The sequence below is a fragment of the Christensenella massiliensis genome (genome assembly GCF_040409835.1).
Lineage (GTDB): Bacteria > Bacillota > Clostridia > Christensenellales > Christensenellaceae > Christensenella > Christensenella massiliensis.
In genome coordinates this window covers 1,922,543-1,941,708 of record NZ_CP117826.1, presented here as the reverse complement: position 1 = coordinate 1,941,708, position 19,166 = coordinate 1,922,543, and the positions used below count along the sequence as shown (strand labels likewise).

Annotated in this window: 16 protein-coding genes; all 16 read right to left on the bottom strand. The window is 52.7% G+C overall.

The genetic code is table 11. The features are described 5' to 3' along the window. Positions 1-15: 15 nt before the first annotated feature. On the bottom strand, positions 16-1,086 hold the full coding sequence (locus tag PUP29_RS09415; protein ID WP_353423142.1) for an N-acetylmuramoyl-L-alanine amidase: 1,071 nt from the start codon (positions 1,084-1,086) through the stop codon (positions 16-18). A 66-nt stretch (positions 1,087-1,152) separates the two neighbouring features. Next, a complete protein-coding gene (locus PUP29_RS09410; protein WP_353423141.1) occupies positions 1,153-2,220 on the bottom strand; it encodes a phage antirepressor in 1,068 nt (355 codons plus the stop codon). Positions 2,221-2,335: 115 nt separating this feature from the next. Then, positions 2,336-2,512 (bottom strand): hypothetical protein, encoded by a 177-nt coding sequence (locus PUP29_RS09405; protein ID WP_353423139.1) that lies wholly within the window; start codon positions 2,510-2,512, stop codon positions 2,336-2,338. Between the two features lie 101 nt (positions 2,513-2,613). Then, positions 2,614-2,988, bottom strand: coding sequence for a hypothetical protein (locus tag PUP29_RS09400; RefSeq protein WP_353423138.1), 375 nt, complete (start codon positions 2,986-2,988; stop codon positions 2,614-2,616). A gap of 71 nt (positions 2,989-3,059) precedes the next feature. Beyond that, positions 3,060-3,374 (bottom strand): hypothetical protein, encoded by a 315-nt coding sequence (locus PUP29_RS09395; RefSeq protein WP_353423137.1) that lies wholly within the window; start codon positions 3,372-3,374, stop codon positions 3,060-3,062. Continuing rightward, complete coding sequence (locus PUP29_RS09390; protein ID WP_353423136.1) at positions 3,371-11,059, bottom strand: hypothetical protein; 7,689 nt, start codon at positions 11,057-11,059, stop codon at positions 3,371-3,373. The genes PUP29_RS09395 and PUP29_RS09390 overlap by 4 nt, the downstream gene beginning before the upstream one ends. A 432-nt stretch (positions 11,060-11,491) precedes the next feature. Beyond that, the gene (locus PUP29_RS09385; RefSeq protein WP_353423134.1) at positions 11,492-12,205 is read right to left on the bottom strand and encodes a hypothetical protein; all 714 of its coding nucleotides are present in this window, start codon (positions 12,203-12,205) and stop codon (positions 11,492-11,494) included. Between the two features lie 3 nt (positions 12,206-12,208). Further along, the gene (locus tag PUP29_RS09380) at positions 12,209-12,547 is read right to left on the bottom strand and encodes a hypothetical protein (protein ID WP_353423133.1); all 339 of its coding nucleotides are present in this window, start codon (positions 12,545-12,547) and stop codon (positions 12,209-12,211) included. Between the two features lie 12 nt (positions 12,548-12,559). Beyond that, positions 12,560-13,216, bottom strand: coding sequence for a pyocin knob domain-containing protein (locus PUP29_RS09375; RefSeq protein WP_353423132.1), 657 nt, complete (start codon positions 13,214-13,216; stop codon positions 12,560-12,562). Positions 13,217-13,335: 119 nt separating this feature from the next. After that, positions 13,336-13,698: a hypothetical protein gene (locus PUP29_RS09370; RefSeq protein ID WP_353423131.1), complete on the bottom strand. Its 363-nt coding sequence runs from the start codon at positions 13,696-13,698 to the stop codon at positions 13,336-13,338. After that, positions 13,695-14,348: a hypothetical protein gene (locus PUP29_RS09365; protein ID WP_353423130.1), complete on the bottom strand. Its 654-nt coding sequence runs from the start codon at positions 14,346-14,348 to the stop codon at positions 13,695-13,697. Before PUP29_RS09365 ends, PUP29_RS09370 begins: the two co-directional genes overlap by 4 nt. Positions 14,349-14,358: 10 nt before the next feature. Beyond that, a complete protein-coding gene (locus PUP29_RS09360; protein ID WP_353423129.1) occupies positions 14,359-16,287 on the bottom strand; it encodes a hypothetical protein in 1,929 nt (642 codons plus the stop codon). Further along, complete coding sequence (locus PUP29_RS09355) at positions 16,274-16,645, bottom strand: hypothetical protein (RefSeq protein ID WP_353423128.1); 372 nt, start codon at positions 16,643-16,645, stop codon at positions 16,274-16,276. The genes PUP29_RS09360 and PUP29_RS09355 overlap by 14 nt, the downstream gene beginning before the upstream one ends. After that, complete coding sequence (locus PUP29_RS09350; protein WP_353423126.1) at positions 16,642-16,797, bottom strand: hypothetical protein; 156 nt, start codon at positions 16,795-16,797, stop codon at positions 16,642-16,644. The genes PUP29_RS09355 and PUP29_RS09350 overlap by 4 nt, the downstream gene beginning before the upstream one ends. Positions 16,798-17,114: 317 nt before the next feature. After that, positions 17,115-18,170, bottom strand: coding sequence for an FN3 associated domain-containing protein (locus PUP29_RS09345; RefSeq protein WP_353423125.1), 1,056 nt, complete (start codon positions 18,168-18,170; stop codon positions 17,115-17,117). A 157-nt stretch (positions 18,171-18,327) separates the two neighbouring features. Continuing rightward, positions 18,328-19,146 (bottom strand): hypothetical protein, encoded by an 819-nt coding sequence (locus tag PUP29_RS09340; RefSeq protein WP_353423124.1) that lies wholly within the window; start codon positions 19,144-19,146, stop codon positions 18,328-18,330. Positions 19,147-19,166: the final 20 nt, after the last annotated feature.

Genomic DNA, 19,166 nt, shown 5'->3' with positions numbered 1-19,166 from the left:
GTTTCATCTCCTCCTTTATTCCCACAAAATCTTCCACGTTTTCGGCCCAATCACGCCGTCCACTTCTCCAATATCCCGGCCCTCGTTTTTCCTCGCCTGCTGGAACCGTATGACTGCTTCTTTCGTACTGTTCCCGAATACGCCGTCTATCCTGCCCGGCTGTGCAAGGTGCTTTTCCAGACGCTCCTGCGCCTGCCGCACATCGTCTCCACGCATCATGGGAGAGGTCAGCTTTAAATTGCGTGTCAGCGTTGGGATAGACGCCGCGGGCGCGCTCTTTTCCGCCCACGTCCCGCCGAGCAGCGGCGCTGTGTTTTTGCCGACCTGTCCGTCCACCGTCACGCCGCCGTTCTTCTGAACGTCTCTTACGGCAGCGTCCGTCTTTGTTCCGAAGTTGTTGTCGATCCCGGTGCTTCCCAGATCATAGCCCATCGCAAGCAGATTGTTCTGGATAGAACCAACAACCGCTTCCTTGCTCCCTTTCTTCACAACATGGTCAAGTGTAAATGACTTTTTGGTATATGTCGGCTGTGCGGGCGGCGTGGCCGGGCTTTGTTCCGCTCCCCCGGCAATGGAAAGGACCGCGTCCGTGATACCCTGCACGATCTCCCCCTGCTTGCTGTCAAACAGCGCGTTGTCTCCCGCGTTGTCGATGAAGCCGCATTCAATCGTAGTCGCGGGCATCGTCGTATGGGAAAGCACATACGTGTTTTTATCCTGCACCTTTACGCCGCGGTTTTTGAAGCCAACCGCCACGAGCGCGTTTTGAATTGCCTGCGCCATCTCGCGCGACTTTGCGGAAGCGCTCGATACGATCAGGCATTCAGCGCCCGTACCGCCGCCGGAGTTTCTATGGAACGCGATAAAATAGTCTGCGCCCCAAGCGTTTGCTTTTGCCGCAATGTCTTTCACATTGATCAGCACATCGCTGTCCCGCTCGAGCTTCACGTCATGCCCCGCCGCCCGCAGCTTTTCCGCGACCGCCGATGCGTACCGCAGGTTGTCCGCTTTTTCCTGTCTCCCGCCGATGCCTACAGCACCACTGTCCGTGCCGCCATGCCCCGGATTGATATAGATCTTACTCATGTTCTTTTCCTCCTTCTTTGAAATAAAAAAGACACCCGGTTTTGGGTGCCTTTTATGTACTTTGTTTTATGCAGCCTGTTCAATTACAGGGAGCACATCATTCTCTTTGAGCAGTTCATATAAGAATAACCGCCCTTTTTGCGTCCATTTCGTTTCCATCACCACGTCCGGGCTTCCGTCTGAACGTGTAATTTCTATCGTCTTGCTGTGCGTATAACCTTTATTGTGATACTTTCGGTATAAAAGCCACTGTCCGCTTTGCTTATACTGCACACCTAAATCAGAAAGAAGATTGTTCATAGCACGCCCGCTCATTCCGTAATCCTTGGCTATCTGTGTAATGGTTACAAGTCCCGGATTCTGCAATATTCTATCCATATAATCTGCAAGGGGCTTTAACTCACCAATCAACTGGTCTTTACGTGCGATTTCAGCCGCCAGAAGCCCGTTTTTAGCCCGTTCTTCCTTTAATGCAGTAAATGCCCTGATCGCAAGATCGGGATTGCTCAAAAGCTCGTCTACGGCATATACGCCATGCTTACGGATTGCCGGAAGTACTTCGTCAAATACCCACCGTTCAAACCGTTCCGCAGACGGTAATTTGCTGTGCGTGATAAGGCGGTAAAGGTCGCCCTCGGTGATGAATGTCATTTCCTGAATACCACCATTTGTAAGGACGCCCTGTTTTAGGGCCCCCTTGCAATGCGCCGCTATTGCATTACGCGGTTTGCCATATCCCAGCATTTTAGCCGCGTCATTCCCGCAAAACAATATCTTCCCATTTTCCTCCAGCGTACGGATTTCCCCGAACTGCTTATTTTTGAATATTTGTAATTCGTTCATTTTATTTTCCCTTTCTTCAACTTTCTCGCTATCAAAAATAAAATCAAATCCATTTTTGTGATACAGAATATCAAGCGGCTCTGTTTTGTCCGCTAGTATAGCTGCAAATGCCAGTAACCTGTCTTCTGGTTTCGCTATGTACGCGATATATCCGCCAGAATAACGTGCTACGGCACTAATCGGGATAAGAGTATTTCCATATTTCGTTTCAGCAACCACTATCTTTTTTCCGTCTTTCTCCCTTTCCCAACAATTACATTCTTCACTTAAAAATTTTTCGTAATTTTCCATAATAAAAAACTCCTTTCTGGTTGCCCGAAAGAAGCCTGCATGGTATAATATTTGCAAGCAATCTTCGGGTTGTTGTGTGAAAACGGTGATTTGATTGGTAGTCGGACACCGTTTTCTACTTTTTTATATCGACCTCTAACTTTTTTATCCCTCTTCTTACAGCTTCGCCTTTTTCCACTTGATTACTGCCACAATAATCATCCAATATTTTCAACGATTCTTCATCAAGTCTAACGGTAATTCTTGCTGCTTTTTTAGGATTGTCAGTCGGTCTACCTGTTCTTGGACTCACTTTCTCACCTCTCTTTCGTCTGACATAATTATATTATATATGTCAGACGAAAGTCAAGGGTTTTTTCCAAGATAAAACCGCCCATTTCTGAGCGGCTTATTTTACAACACCCACGAAAGATATAAATAACTCCCAATCATCACCGCAAATATGATCCAGAAATTACGCTTTACATGCTCTTTCTTGCTCATATTCTGCAATGTAAAAAAAATTGCAAAACCTATCCACATCACAAAAACACTGACAATCAACCGAGTTATATCTTCTTTTAACGAAAAATACTGTTTCTCGCCAAAAACAATCAATGTAAAAATAGTCGCAAATAGCGATCCAAGCAAGCCCCCATAATAGTATTTTTTTATTTCTGCCCTGTGTTCTTCCTCATCATATTTCTGGCTTCTCTCTAACCGTTCGATCTCTTTTCCCCGTTCCTCTGCAACTTGCTTCCATTTTTCACATTCTTCTTTCCAATCCATATCGTCTTCCCCCTTATATCTTGATTCTATCATAGAATATAGGGGAGGGGAAAGGCGGGAAATTCCGCGTCTCATTTGACCTCTAACCTCTTCACGTCCTCTACAAGCTTCCGTACCGCTCCATTCCCGCCGAGCGCCGTATACTGCTCCAAAAGGTCGTCAAGCGATTCAAGGCTATGAATATGCACACTCCCGCGCTCAAGGCATCTATCACATATCCGAATCAATTCCTCGCGCAGGAGGCATCTCACAGCCCCGTGTATCGCCTCGTCTTTCTGCCTGCCCTGTTTTAACTTTGTCCGCAGCCGACCGCCTAAAAAACCAATCACAAGCCCCGCAACGGTCAGAATAAGCGAGAGCAGGAAATCCAAAATCTGTGGGTTCACGATACCGCCCCCTTCCCGTACCGCTCACGAATCTTTTTCTTCTGCGCCGCCTTTGCCTCATTGCTGATAAACGGGTTCGCCTCCACCGCCGCAATGTCGCGTTCCATTGCCGCCCGCATAATGGAGTCATGTTCCTCCGCCATCGAAAGAAGCGCCGCAAATACAGGATTATCCGGCACGCCCGGCGCTTTCACGTTTGAACGAAGCGTGTTCCATACGGAATCCGGTATCGCCTGCGAAGCTGCTTTAGAGCTGCCGCCGCTCCTGCGCCGCCCACCGGATGATCCGCCGGAGCCCCCGCCAAGCTTTAGTTTGGAATAGATAAGCTCGCGCTCCGCGTCGGACACATCAAGGCCGTCCACATATTCACGAACCGCCTGCGCCTCTGATCCGTATATCTTGTACTCCTGCGCGAACAGAAAAGACTTCTGTACATCGGGAATATCCAGAGAATAGATGTATTCCCGAATATCCTCCTTTTTCGACCCGCTGACCGTCTTGCCGTTCTCGTCCTTTTCCCCCGTAAGGTCCATCGCCGCCGCTTTCCGTGACAGATATGCGTCTATTGGTATTCCGGCAAGCATCGAAGCCACATAATAATCGTCCCCGCCATATTCTTTTTGGTAGAAATATTCTTTTTCCTCCTCAGTGTAGCCGGATTTTAGCAGGTTGTCGCACGCCTGTGCCTTTTTGGAGCCGGAAACAATACTGCCGTGTTCATCCGTTACCATCTTTCCATCTTCCCAAATCGCGTCCTCCTCCGGCGCGCCCGGCAATCCGTGCTCTCCGGCCTTCTGTATCTCGCGCTTCACGAATGCGGACGGCCTCACGCCCTGCTCCTGCGCGTAGGCGATCGTGCTGCGCTCGTCCATGTCATTACTCTCGAGCTTCATTTCATAGAGCGGAACGATCTCTTCCTCCGCCGCATTGTCAAGCAGCCATTGTTTCGCCTGCAAATTTTCGCCGCCTGCGGAATCATCGCGCGTCTCATCATTCCAGAAAGGCTGCGCCATAAATGCAATATACGTCTCTGTACCAACGCCTTGCCCGCGTGCCCGCATAATGCCGTTCTGCTCCGTATTTTGATTCTCAAAAACCGCACGATACACTTCTGCCTTTCTTTCTTCCGAAATGTCTAATCGAAGCAGCGCATTTCTTTCATCCTGTGCCGTTTTCCCTTCTGCACCATAGTCCATGACCACCGCCTTGTAAAGCGCTATATCCTCCGGTTTAAGAATCGCCGTCCGGCTCCGCTCCATAGTAATGCCTTTTGTGTCGAGCGCTTCCGCCTTTGCGTCGTCCTTTGCCATGCCGGCAATCACGGAAACCGCATACCCCTTTTGTTCGTTGTCCAGCTTAGCATAATCCTTCGATGAGATAAGCGCATTGACTGCATCTGCAAAAACCTTGTTCTGTGTTTCCGCATATTGCTTTTGTTCCTCGGCAGTCAGCTCATATTCCGCCTTTTCTCCCCCCTCGGGCGTGTATTCGACCTTGTCCGGTACTGCGGGCAGGAACATGCTGTTTCTGTCCGTTCCTTCTCCCATAGCCCGATACAGATCTTTGATCTCCTCGTATGCGTCCGTACCCTTTATCCCGTTCATTCGGTTTGTAATAACCGTGTCATAGATCGCATCATATTCCCGTCCTTCCGCTTCCGCAAGATCGCCGAGATCATTAGGGTAGAAAATATTGTCATAGCTTTCCTTTACGGCGGGCGCGACCTGCCCGGCAATTCCCAAGACATATTTTTCAATGTTCTCTGCCGGTATGCCAAAAAATTTAGCTGCGTCCATTGCAAGCGCCTTCGCATTCCTGCGTATCGCGGCGTCGCCTCCGTCCGATATGGACTTTGCCATATTGATCACGTCTTCTGCAAGGTCGTTGATCATGCCGATGTTCGGTGCCTCCACACCATACCATGTTTCATCGGATACAGCGGAAGCGATCAGACTGTATATCTGATCGCCAAACGGAAGCGTTCCGGCCATATTGCGCAGAAATTCGCTCCCGAAGCTCTCCGCAAGTGCAAGATCGCCCTCCTCGTCTTCATACCAATCCTGCCGCCCGAGCAATAGGTTGATACCGATCGTGACCGCTGCCACCCACGCGTTCGACGCCGTAACAGCCGCTACGGAACGCGCCAACTGCTGCGCGTATTTTTTCACCGCCGCTCTGTTTTCCGCATTCGGATCAGCCTTGTAATCTTCCTTAGCCGTTCTCAGTCTTCCGCCTGCTTCATAAAGAATGTTATACATTTGGAATCTGTCTGTCGTGAACATCGTAAGCGCTTTTATCATCTGGTTTTCCGAGCGCAGAATGTCCGGCCTCTGCATCGTGGCATAGTTGCTCTGCGTATCTTCTATCGCCTTGTTATACCACCGGGCGACCTCTGCGTCATATTCTGCGGAACCCCGCTCAAGCGATTTATAGTGGCCGTTCACATAGATTTCAGCGGCGCGCCACAGCCTCTTGGCAATCGCCACGTCCATAGATTGGTTCCATTTCATCAGGAACGGAACTTTATCCTCCCAATTCCGGTTTCTCGCCACATCTCCGATCTCAAGCGTACTCCCGCCCTGCCTGCGTTCCCACAAGAGCGGCGTGTTTGCATCAATACGTGCGCTGTCCACGCGCCCTCTCATAGAACCCAGCACCGCCTTAAATCCAAGCGTAGAGGCCGCAGTCGGCAGGGAGGCCGTCTGCTTCAGAGCGGAGCCTGCGTTGAATCCGAGTATCGCTTGTGCAAATTTCCCGCGCATTTTGTCAAATGCCGTGTCCGTGTTCCGTCCGCCGCCCTGAAGGTCGGTCATCAGCTTTTCAATATATTCAGTTCCCTTTTTCCCGAATTTATTTCCGATCGCGTTTTGAACGCTGTCTCCAAATCCGTCTGTTGTCCTGCGGTAAACCTCATTGAAATTGCGGATGGGAACCGCCAGTCCATAATATCTCGCGGCGTTTCCCATGTGTCGTGGAATAATGCTTGTGATATCTTCCAGCATGATAGGATTGGCGGCGTTTTCGCGCTCCTTCAGCATACCCATTCCCTCGAGCGTTCCGTCTTTCACAAGGTTCTCAAATTCTCCTTTTGTGAACGCCCGGTTCGCCGTGATCGGCATATAGTTCTCAACATTCGCGATCTCATATCCAAGTACATCAAGAGACGCGCTGTTGATCGCCTTTTTGCTGTCCGCATTAAAAAACTCATACGCCAGATCTGCGAACTCCTTTTCCTGCGGAGTCATGCGGTCCGTAATTGCTTTCACTTTCTGCGGTGTGAGCCTTGCGACTGTTCCGCGCGAGTATGCCTCTGCAATCTTTCCCTGCTTATACAGTTTCTGATCCGGCACGGTTATGCCTCCCCCTGCAATATGCCGCATATTGTCCGCATTCAAAGAGTGCAGATAGAGCGATATACGCATGGCGGGGGTGATTTGAAGCATTTTCCCGTTTTTCGAAAGCCCCGTGTCGATCCATTTCGCCTTTTTCCCGCTCCAGTCGTCAAACACCTTACCGTTTTGGCCGATGAAATCCTGAAACTTCCCGCTCGCGTCACGACGGAACTCCATCGCTTTCCTCTGGCCCTCGGCGAGCTGCTCGCCGAGATACTCCATTACGCTGCCCTCGCGCCAGCCGCCCATTTGCGCAAACCTGCGTGTTGGGGAAAGGGACGAAGAATTGAACAGCGATAAAAATGCGTTTCCGCTTGCGCCTCGTGAATTTCTGATCTCGCTGATTCCCTTTTCGGATAATTCCGAGATTACCTTTGCTTTCCTGATGCCGACCTCGCGGTTCGCGCTGCGGATATCATGCTCAACGCCGCGTAAAATGTCTGTCAGCTCGCGCACATCCGAGATATCCATATCTGCAATATGCTTCTGATCCAGACGCGCGATCTTTTTCTCGATGGCCGGATTTTTAATAAAATTCAAGTCCTGCGCTGCTTCTTCATATCCAGCTTTTATCGCCTTCAAAGTAAGCGTGCCTTTCCGCGTGATCCCTTTCGCTGTTTTGTCTATGTCCTTTATAAGGTTCTGGATCGCGTTTTTCTGCTCCGGCGCGGACTTCTTGCTGAGCTTATCCAGCCGCCGCACGATATTCAAAAGCTGCGACCTCTCCCCGCTCTCTTTACGCCGCATCCTGTCTCGCGCGGTTCGTTCTTCATACGCCGCCTTTTGTTGGCGCAGCCTTTCGTCCGCAACGGCGCGTTCCGCTCCGATAACGGATGAAATGTCCGTTTGGTCGGCGATTCCCCGATCGGCCGCTTCTCTTGCCTGCCGTATCATTTCGCTCCGTTGTTTTTTCAAGTCATCAAGAGATGCGCCGTTCTCCCTCAAACTGTACTGCCTGTTTACATCTTCCTCCGTTTGGGGTATAATATCAGTAACAAAGACATCATCGCGGCTCGCCTCGGGCAATTGGCGCCCATGTGAAAGAAGCGATTGGATGTCTTCGTTATTTTTTGTGTAAATCACATTTTCATTGTCTTTCCCTAAATATTGAGACATATCCTCCCTTCCGAAGGCAGACGTTATCTGATTCTGCACCGTTATTGCACCTTGCCGATTAAATTGAATAGGAACGATCACGCGATTTCCGTCTACATCATTCCATTCAGAAATCACTACCACGCTATTATTAGGGTGGGATTTATTGATCAAAATAGCTATTGGATCAACTAACTGATCCGGCAAGTCTTTTACCGCTTGTATTCCCAGGTTATGTTTTCCTCCATGATACCCCTCTGGATAAGCGATTTTTCGCACCGTTGCCTGTGTCATGTGTAAAGGAAGATCCGGCGCGCCGTATAACGTCAAAATCTCCGGGGTTCTTCCCATAATAATTTCAGAACCCGTTGGCAAACTCCCGTCAAATACACCGTCTATCTCACGCTCATAACGAATGCGATTTCCTGCGTCGGTTATGTCGATCATTCCGGCTTCGCGTCTTGTTGGGATTTCGACATCGCTCACGGCATACGCCGGCGCAGCCTCCGCCTGTACCTCCGGTATGGTAGAAAGCGCGCGTTCAAATAACCTCTGCGCCCGGCGGAGGTCCTGATACTCCCGTATGTTTCGGAGAGCCGCTTCGTCGCCCTTGAAGAAAGCGCGGATTTTCTGGATCGCCGTCCTGATCGCGTCGTAGATGCTCTGCGCCATGCCGCGGTTTCCCGTCACAAGCGCGTCAATGTCCGCAGGGCTTTTGTAAAGGTTTCTCGTGTAATCCGCCACGATCTCCGCCATCGCGTCCGCGTCTGAAAGATATACCCCGTGCCGGACATATTGCTCCTGCTTCGCTTCTATTGCCTGCTGCAAGGCTTCCGCGTCGTTTCCGAACAGCCTTTGGAGCGCATAGTCGCTGTACGCCTTGTAGTGCTCGCTTGCCTCCGCGGCATGGGAAAGCTCATGCGCCGCCACCCCGCCGATCACGTCCGCGCGCGTGGAATCCGGCGCGAAATGAATAGTGTTCGTGGAGCGGTCATAGAACGCCTCCGCTCCTGGCTGCATGTCCTCGATCACCGCCTTGATGCCGCGCCCCTGTTCAAGCTTATCCAAAAACGCTTGGTCGGCTAATTTCTCCACATGCCTGTGGTCGTATTTCTCATTGAGTGCCGCTCTTGCTTCGGGCGCAATGCTCCTGTCTGCCTGCGGGCTTGCGCTCTGCACCTTGCCCGTGATGCTGTCCGCCGAAACGCGGGAATATCCCTGTTTGCCCGGCTCCTGCACAACATAGCTGTTCCCGTCCCTTGCGACGACCACAGCTTCCGTGCCACTTGCAAGCTTCACCGTCTCGCTCGGGTCATACGCTCTCTGCACCCCTGTCTTGTCAAGGATCGCGTTTGCGCGCGCCTCCGCCGCCGTCTGCTCCACAATCGCATCGTTCAGCGCCTCATGTACGCCCTGCCGCACATACGCCGCGTCCTGCGCCCGCTGTGCGCTCCTCCGTGCCGGAATGTTTGCAGCATCTCCCACAGCATCGATCGCGCCGCCCATGACTGCGCCCAAAAGCGCCGCGTAGGCTTTATCTTCGCTTACCGGGTCAATTTCGTTGTTTTCCCCTAAAGCAAGGTTGCGCAGAACAGGATCGAGGTTCGCCTGCAAATATTCCTCCAGTGCCTCGCCGCCTGCCTGCGCTGCTTTCCCGAGAACATTCCGCGCGGCCGGGTTTTTTATAACGTCATCCATCGCCTTTTGCACAGTATTCGTAAGGCTTTTTGAACCTCCCATCTTTGCAACGCCGCCGATCGCGTACTGCATCAGCGCCTCGGAGGCCGCCGACGGAAGCGCATACGCCGCCGCCTGCCCCGGCTCATAGCCCGAAAGGATAGCGTCCGTATAGGCATTGGAATAAGACGTCGCGGCCGTCATGCCTGCCGCTGCCGCGGGGCCAACGCCCGGTATAAAGCCCATAGCGATAGACGGAAGCATATTGACTGTACTGTCGGTGACGTCATGTACGGCCTTTTCGATCCCCTCAAGGTTCTCGCCGATCATTCCCTGCGCCTGCTGGAATACGCCGGGCGCCGCCACTTCATCGCTTCCCGTTATAGCTGCGGGCAAATTTTTCAGGTTCCGTCCCACATTTCCTGCCGCGCCGCCTACCGTAACGCCCCACCGGGCGATCTTCTTAAGCGCCTCATTGTCGATGCCCTCCACATTCTCATAGAGCATCCCCGCAGCGCGCGCCTCGAGCTCTGGCATAAGGGAATCAAGATAACGGTTCGCCACTTCTTCCCCATATTTTCCGTTCAGGGCAAAATAGACGTCCGCTTCCTCCTTGCTTATCATGAAATACGCAAGCCTCCGGTCATCCGCGTCCATCATTTGCGCAAGCGCCTGTCCCGTAGTTCCCTTGTCAAGCTCCTTTTTCAGCTTGCTGTCCGCTTCGCGGCCTTTCTGCGTGTATTCTTCCCGTTTCGCGTCGTTTTGGATGTCGATCGTGTAGATTTCTTTATCGACCTGCTTTTCGGCCTGATCGCGCAGCGCCTTTGCCGCGGCGGTCGCCGCACCCTTTCCTTTCGCGTCCGCCGCCTTTTGTTCCGCTTCCTGCGTTTTTCCCGACTGCCCCGCAAGCGCAGAGGTAAGCCGCGCGGCGTTTTCCGCCTTTTCCCCTTCCGAAGCAAAAACATTGTTTTGGGCGGCGGCATAACCCTGCCCCGCACCCGTTCCATAGCCCTTTGCCTTGGTGAAAATGAGGTTCTCGAGCGTGTCCGCTTCTTTTCGTGCCGCTTCCTCTTCCTGCTCCGCGCTGCTCACCTTTTCTTCGAACGGCTTCATGATTTCCTGCTTTGCCTGCGTATACTGTCCGCTTTTCGTTGGATCGGCCTTATCTGCCTTTTCTTCCTCACGCTTCTTTTTCTCCGCGAGCATACCAAAAAGGCCGGTCAACCCGAAATCCCACCGGAAACCGTCGTCGTCTTCCTGCGTTCCGTAGTCCCGGTTCTGCCACGCGTACGGGTCTATATTGCGCTCTCTGTCCTGTGCGTTGCGTTTTGTGTTTTTTAAGTAAGTGAAATTCTTTTGCTTTTTCGGACGGCTCGGCTGCGCAAAGTTGCGTTCTGTCCGTGCGATCTCCGCCGTCCGTTCCCGCCATCCGTCCGGGTCATATCCGGTTTCTCTGTATATCCGCTCGTTGTTTTTGCGGAGCCGTTCTTCCGCTTCCCGCTGTGCCTTTGTTTTTGCCATAACGTCCTCCTGCGCCTCTGTCGTTCCGCTTCCTGCAAATGCAGAAAGCTCCACTTTTCAGGCGCGTCGTTCCTTTTCCCCAACGCACTCACTGCGTTCGAGTGCGCCGGGGGCCCCTGTTAGGAACAATAAAAAACGCTCCCAAAGGAGCGCTCAAATTCCTGTTTACTTTTGTCTTTTCCATGATATAATAAAAGCAGGGATACAACCAAACGGTTAGCCCGATGTCAGCTTAAATAACCGTACACCTTGCCGGGGGAACGGTTATTTTTTTGCGTCTGAGAAGATTTTCCAGAGCACGACCAATGAAATCACCAAAAAGACTAATTCCATAAGCCCCACCCCCTTTCATAAGGGAGTGGCTAACCGTCCTCGCATATCCCTGCATCATTATTCTATCATATACCCGCTGCCTTGCATATATCTTCCGACTTATCTCACGCGCCAGCTTTTTCCGTTGTTTCCTCTTATCATATAGGAGCCGCCCCGATAGATGCCGCCCGAACCATAGCTTCGGTTTTGCCATGCGTAAGGGTCTAACCCGGCATTTGTGTCCACCGCGTTATTATCCCGCCGCCGCTGATATTCTGTTCTCGACCCGCCGGTGCTGCCCGAACCGCCGCCACCGCCGTAGCTCCCAGCGGCCGCTGCTGCTGCCTGCCGCTGCCGTTCTTCCTCCTCCACGGCCTGCTGATATCTGATCTGCGCAAGCGTCAGCGCCTGATTGCGTTTCTCGCTGTCAAGGTCTGCAATCATCTGCGCATACTTGCTGCCCAAAGAAGCGTTATTTGTATTGTAATTGGAAGAAAGCGCCCCGGTGGATTCGTCGTAAGATGCTTTTGCCGCGTTCCTGGCATTCAGATAATTGTTGTAAATATTGTTCAGCGTCGTTTCCGTCGCGCCGCCGCGTATGCCCTGTGCGGCAAGCTGCTGCGGCATATCCCGCTGCGCCTGCATCCGCGTGATATATGCCTGCTGATTGGCATTGAACAGGTTGCGGTCCAAAATGCCCTGCTGCCGGTCGCGTTCCGCATCGAGCGCCTTTTGCTCCGCCGCCCTCTGCTCTTCTATCTTCGTATAATCCGGCTTGTATGTTTCTGTAAGCTCCGTCGTTACTTCCTTTAAAATTTGGTTCAGGTCTGCCACTGCCTATCCCTCCAATCCATTTATTTCTTCCTGCGTCAATATCCCTTTTTCCACAAGAAGCGCGGAAAGCGCGTCGAATTTTTCCGCCTTTTCCTCTGCTGTTTCCGGTAATGTATCGTTCGCCTTTTCCGAATTGGTACGCAGCATAAGCCTGCCGTCCGAAACCTTATAATTATAGTGTCCGTCATTGTCCTGCAATACCCGGTCGCAATGAAGTGAAAAATCATATTCCCCCTCGAAGCTCTCTACCGGGATATCTCCCTCTTTCGGTTCTTCAAACAGGTCAAGATACATATATGTAACGATATTGCTTTCGTTCGTTCTAACATAAAGGTTATACATGTCTTTTCCTCCTCAAAGCGTTTTCCATGCCGTCCACACGCTCCCGTTATATGCGCGGACAGAAGTCTTTGCATCCGTGACGCTGATAAACGTTTGTGTGATATATTGATTGGACTGATATACCTGCAAGGTTCCGTACGCCCCCGCATAGGGCGCATGTTTATCTGTTCCGGAACCGAATATCCCGTAGCTCCCGCTTTTCGCAATGTTGTTGAAGTCGGAACCGGTTCCGTTACTCCCAGCGGTAAAAAGCGTGAACCACGGTGTAATCGCCTGTCCATTCTCCTGCGTTCTGAAATACGCCCTGTTCTGCACACGGGAAAAATATAGCTGCATCGAATAACCACTCGCCTTGCATACGAGCAATATTCCGTAAGCATCCGCGCTTGGCGTTCCCTGCGCTGCCGCCACCTGATAGATACCCGGTTCGCCAAAATAATTGTCCAGATTGCTTGCCGATGTCAGTTGCCCTTTATAATTCAGAGAATCCTCAAGCGCCACCATTATTGCATCCAGCGCTCCGTTATACTTCGGCATGATTACGTCCTTTGACGGCCCGTCGATCATTCCTTTTACATATTCCGCCTGCCCGACGACCTTGTCCGGCAATGCCTCCGCGCCCGTAGACGCGAAATCTGATTCTGTCAATTTATAGTCTGTAATAGACATACGTTACTCCTCTCTCGCCCTATGCGTTTCGCACCGCCTCACGGCGTTGCTCCACTTGCCGGGCGGTTCGTCGTTTACCCCACGCAACCCGCGTTGCTGGGCTCGCGCGGGGGCCCCTGTTACGGCTCGCTCCACTCGCCGTATTCCCCGGCAAAATTAATGCTTCCGAAATCCAGCGCGCCAAAGTCAAAATATTGGTCGCCCGCTTTTCCGTAAAGGCTCACACGATAAACGCCGTCCCCCTGCGTCAGCATAGAAGAAGAGAGCGAGAAAGAAATATCTTCCCCGCCCGCCACATTCTCCATGCTGCACAAAAGGTCTCCGACCCCTACGCCATAAGGCGCACCGTCCTTTGTCGCCCGCGCCTCAAATTTTTGTAGATCCATATCGCAGATAAAAACAATATTGGAATTTTCAAACCCTGAAATTCCTGAAATCTTGGCTCTCGAATAACTTTTTAATGTAAGAGTTGGAATCATCAAACGCTCCACGTCCCGACAGCCGTCTTTGCGAACACCTTGACGATCTTCACGCCGTCGCCGGAGGAAGCCGCATCAAGGTCTGCCGCTTTCACCGTGCAGGAAACCTCGCTATTAGCCGTCACCGGCCCGCCGCTCATGTTCTCGCTGCCGCCGTCTGTTCCTATCTGCGTTCCCTGCGTGTGCGTCGCGTTCGCTTCCGTCACCACACACACCTTATACTCCGCAACATCAACATCCGTCGTGAATGTAAATACACTTGTGTCCATGCCGGATACTTTGGATATCTTCGCCTTGTCCGGCCCCAGTACCGTCACGACCGGCACCGCCGTATTCAGCGTAATAGAAGCAGAGACCTGCGCGCTCTCGTTCCATACATCATCGCGGAATTTCGCATAAACCGTTTTCTGTCCGTCGCCGGACGGAAGCGTCACCTGCTTGCTTGCCGCAAAGGTCTCCCACTGCGCCGCACTCTCGCTTTCTGCGCCCGTGATCCCCCAAATCTTCATTTGGTAGCCGTTCGTTTCGCCATCCGAAACGGAAAGCGCTAAGGTCACGAGCGGGTCGTTCGTCGCCGTCGCGCCGCCGTTGATCGTGATGCCGGCGCCCACAGGCGCAGTCGTGTCTAACGTCAGATTAAAATAACTTGCCATGTCGTCCTCCCTACCGTTTGATCGGATTCTTCATCTTATATTCCACCCGTATCTCATAAAGCCCCATCGCGTCGTTCAGCCTGCTGTTACGTACGATCACCTGAAACATGCGCACCTTGCGTTCCTTTTTCCGAGCAGGCACAAACGTCGGATAGGGAAGCGTTCCGAAATCCATATCATTGAAATCCACGTCGTTCCAGTCAAAAGTCGTGTTCATGGAAAACGCCTTGACCATCTCTTCCCCGCCATCCGTCACATAGCAGATATCCCCCGACGCAGATGCAAACGGCATCACGAGCGCCCCCGTGTTCGCTTTCTCGATCCGCTTAAAGGAGGAGCAGTCCCCTAATGTGTCCATCTTTGTCGCCCACGCGCATGCAATGGCTGCGCCGTTGTCCGAATATGCCTCCATACCGTAGTCCGTTTCCGTTTTGAACTTATGCAGCTCGCCCTCATTCGTACCGAAATAGATATCGCCCTCATATTCGATCACGCACCGCGCGGGAACGTCCGTCCAGTAGAACCACTCATATCCGTGTGACTTCGACGGATTCTGGTTTTCCTGCTTGGAATCCGCGATATACACATGCCCGTTCACAAACAAATAATAATATCCGCCCGATACGCAGCACACCGCGTCCTCAAGCCCGGGCTCGCGCGTCAGCTCCCCATTCACATAGTAGCTCCGGAGCTGCGTCGTCCGCTGCAAGGTCTCGGAAGATGTGTCGAGGCCAAACACGCCCTCTTTGGATAAAAACAGGTTGTCGTCCGCCAGTACGCCGAACGCATAACGCGAGATAGCCCCCACGCCCGCAAGCCCCTGCTCCGTCAAAAATACGGTCGTGTCCTCCTGCCACGTAGCAGTCCTCCGAAAAATGCTCGCGTCCTGATCGTTCGCCTGCTTTACGATCATAAGGCTGTCGTACTGCTTTAAGTAGCCCATGATGGCATTGTTCTCTGCGCCGACCACCGTGTAATTGATATCCGGGAAATAATCCGCGCGTCCGCTCCACGAATGCCAGTCATAATTGCGGTAATTGTTGTTGCCGGAAATGAAAATGCGGGAATCGCTCCCGATCCCGTAAAACGTATTGATCGTACATCCCTTTACGCGCGCCGCATAGCCCGCCACCTGCTTGGAAAATGTGATGCGCACATTGTCGTCGCCTGTCGATGCCGCCGGCGGATCTGCCGCAAACGTCACCCTTCCCGCCGCAAGGTCGGTGGTATAGCCCGTCACATTCTGCCAATTCCCATTCGCGTCAAGCTGCTCGCATTTCACGACGGAATCAATGTTTTTGGTGTCGAGCTGGAATACCCGCGAGCCCTCCTTCCACGCAAACTGATTGATACGCTTCGGCTGCAAAAGGTTCACAGGCTCGTGCTCTGTTCCGCCCCCTGCCGGGTCCATCGCGATCCGCGTAGTGGGAACGTATGCGTCCTGCTCCACGCTCACCGCGTCATGTTCGCCGTCATATACAAGGTAATTCTGCCCGTCCAGAAGATACAGCTTTCCGCCATATACGAAGCTCGTGCTGCGCGCATTGTTCATGCCGTCATAGATAAGCTGCGGCTGCGCGTCCTCTGGTACGATTGCAATGTAGATATACGATGTGGGCGGCGACGGTTGCACGATCGGCGCGGTCGGATCAAAAGAATACAGCTTGTTTCCTGCGTGCACCACCATTTTTTTGATATTCGTCGCGGTAATGAACGAATGGATGCCGTTGATCCTGCCGCCGAGCGAGTCGCACACCTTTGCATAACCCGTGCGCTTGCACGGGAACCCGGCCATATCCGCGATCATGTTCGGCGCATACGGGCTGCGCGAATCATCTACTTCTGTAATGGCAGAGGTCAGGTCTACGCCCTTAAATTGCCTGTATGACTTTGAATAGGTTTTCTCCTCCGCCGGAGGATTACTCTTAAATATCGCCACTCTCTATGTCCTCATAATCCGCCATAAGGATCTGGTTTCTTTCAAACTCGTATTTGTCCTTATAGTTCGCGCCAACGCCCTTGTCGTCGTCCGTATAGATATATCCCGCGCATCCCATCGGAAAAATATACCGGGTAAATTCATCCTCAAATTCCACATCTGCGTCCATGTCCGAAATGAGCGGCACTTCCGCAAGCGGCTCTTTTCCGCGCAGCATCCGCAGGGCGTTGTTCGTCTTGAAATTTTCAGCTAATATCCAATTCAGCGTGTTCAGCCAAAACGGCTCATAGTCCTGCTCGTCCGCCTTTTCACCAAACATCAGCGTTACCGCCGTTTCAAATATCTGTCGGGCTGTCATTTTTTTGCCCTCTCGTTCTGCCTTTTCACATGCTCCCTCGCCTGCTCTTCGGTGATCTCAACACCCTTGCCGATAAAATAGCGTGTCTCTGGTTTCTTTGAAGCTTTCGGCTTCGGCTGTGTTTTATTTTCAGTTTCTTTCTTTGTTTCCATATCTTACTCCTCGTCAGAACGCGGCCTCGCCGCTCACGGCGCGCCTGTTCCCGCTTTGCCCTATTCTGCCTCGTGTGTATATTCCATATAGCGGCAGTAGGCCGTTGCCGTTCAAACTTCGCCATGCTCGTTTTCACGGACGTCCCTTGCCCGGGTGCTGTTCGCCGAACCATAGGTTCAGACAGCACTCCGTCCGCCCCCTATGGGGCCCCCACGCGAGCCCAATGAAATGGGTCGCGTGGGGTAAAGCGAAAGCCGCACGTCAACCGAAATCCCGCACGCAAGAGCGGGATAAGGCAAAGCGCGTGTCTTTCGCGCTACGCTGTATACGTTTTCTCCGATACGCCGGACGGGAACTCTCCGGCCTTTTTGCCGTATGCCTTCATCGTCTGCCCGCTCGTGAGCGTCACCGCAGACGAATATACCTGCGCGCTCTTGGAATAACGCGGGTCGGTTCCGTCTACTGTGTAGTAGAACGTCACGCCCGAAACCGCCGTGATCGTCGCGCTCGCTTCGGAAAGCCCGATCACCGGAAGCGCCGTCTGTTTTCCGTCTGCAACTGCCGAATAAACGCCGTCCGCCTTTGCGCCGACGACAAACGCGTCAAAGTACGTCCGTCCCTCGAGCACGTTTCCGTCGATGCCCTGCACGTCCGAAAGAATACGCATCGTCTTGATCTTGTTCGGATTCAGGACAGACCGTTTGTGCGTGATCATGAAATACAGGCCGTCCGGGAAATACGAATCCGGTACCTTGATCACCTTCATGTCCGCCACCATGCCGACAAGCCCTTTTGTAAGAGACTTCTCCGCAAGGTTGTCTACCGCAAGAAATTCCTTGGAAAGACGCAGCATGTTGTAATAGGCGCTCGGCAGATACATATACCGGTCCGCATCCGGCACAAGCGCGTTGTCAAGCGCCGTCGCCCCGTCAAAAATGCTGCCCACGATCGTGTCTGCCGTTGGCACAGCAGAAAGCTCCGCAATCTGTCCCGCGTCCTTTGACCATTTTTCGATCGTGTACCTGTCCATGAACGGCACGACCTTTTCCCGAATCTGGAGATTCAGCATCCGGCCCGCGCCCTTGATGTTCATCTGGTCGACGTTGTTGCCGCGGTCAATGGAGATCGAGAAGCCCTTGTCCTGCGTGAGTTCCATCTCCTGTACGGTGTCCTCCATCTCGATCGTCTCGCCGAATCGGTCTTTCCCGGAACGCTTATAGTCGTTCAGATCAACGGTAACAGGCGTATAGACCGAAATAGACCGTACTCCAGCAAAGTCATATTCCTTTGAAGCGTTTCCCGCCACAAAGCTTTCTTTCGTAAATTTTTCAGCGATCTTACCGCTGTATTTGCTTGCAAGATTAATTGCCATAATGTCCTCCTTTGCCCTTTTGGCTCATTTTGTTTTCTGTGTGTTCTCCTTTATAGTGGCAGTAGGCCGCTGCCAATCGCGCTTTGCTCCGCTCGCGCTCTTGGGCGTCCCTTGCCCGGGCGCTGTTCGCCGAACCATAGGTTCGGACAGCGCTCCGCTATTCACCGAACAATCCAACGAGGAACGAATCTTCCGTGCCCTTCGGCGTTCCTTTCACGCTCCCCGTGGTACTCCGTTTATTTTTTTCCGCCTGCCGCAGTGCGGCAAGCTCTTTTTCCTTCTGTCCAAGCAGATAATTCTGATACGCAACAACGGGCGTTTCTCCCGTCCGCTCAATTTCCGCGATCACTTCCTCCGGTATCTCCCTTACGTCCGGGAACATACGCGCAAATTCCTTAACATTGGCCCGCATCTGCGCTTCCGACTGCGTCCGTTCGGCCTGCATAACAGCTTCCGCTCTTCCGCGTACCGTTTCCGCGTTCTTTGCAGCCTCCCGTTCCGCTTCGAGCTGGGCGACGTGCCGCGCCATTTCCTCCGGCAGTCCCTGCTCCATCAGCTGCGCCGTCCGCGCCTGTGCCTGATGGCCCAACAGCATTTTTTCCCCGTCCTTCATGAACGCATCCACATCCATGCCCGAGAGCGCCGCGATCCGTTCCAGAAACGCCCGTTCGGGCGGCACTGTATTCACCTGCGCCTGCAGCTCCGTCAGCCGCGAAAGAAGCCTTTCCACGTCGGCAGCGGCATATTCGCGCCCGCCGACTGTGATCTTGCCCTCGGGGCTTACTTCAGCTTCTCCTGCATCTGCAGCTTCCGCCTCTGCTTCGCCCGTTTCCTCCGGCTCCGTACCGTCAAAAGCATCCTCAAAATCCTTGTCATTCCATTCCTGCGCCGTTTCCTCCAACGCAGCACCCTCTCCACTATCCGTGAAGCTGTCCATTGCGGAAGTTTCCTCCATCCGCGCCATGTTTTCTTCCATTTTTCCCTCCAATAAAAAAG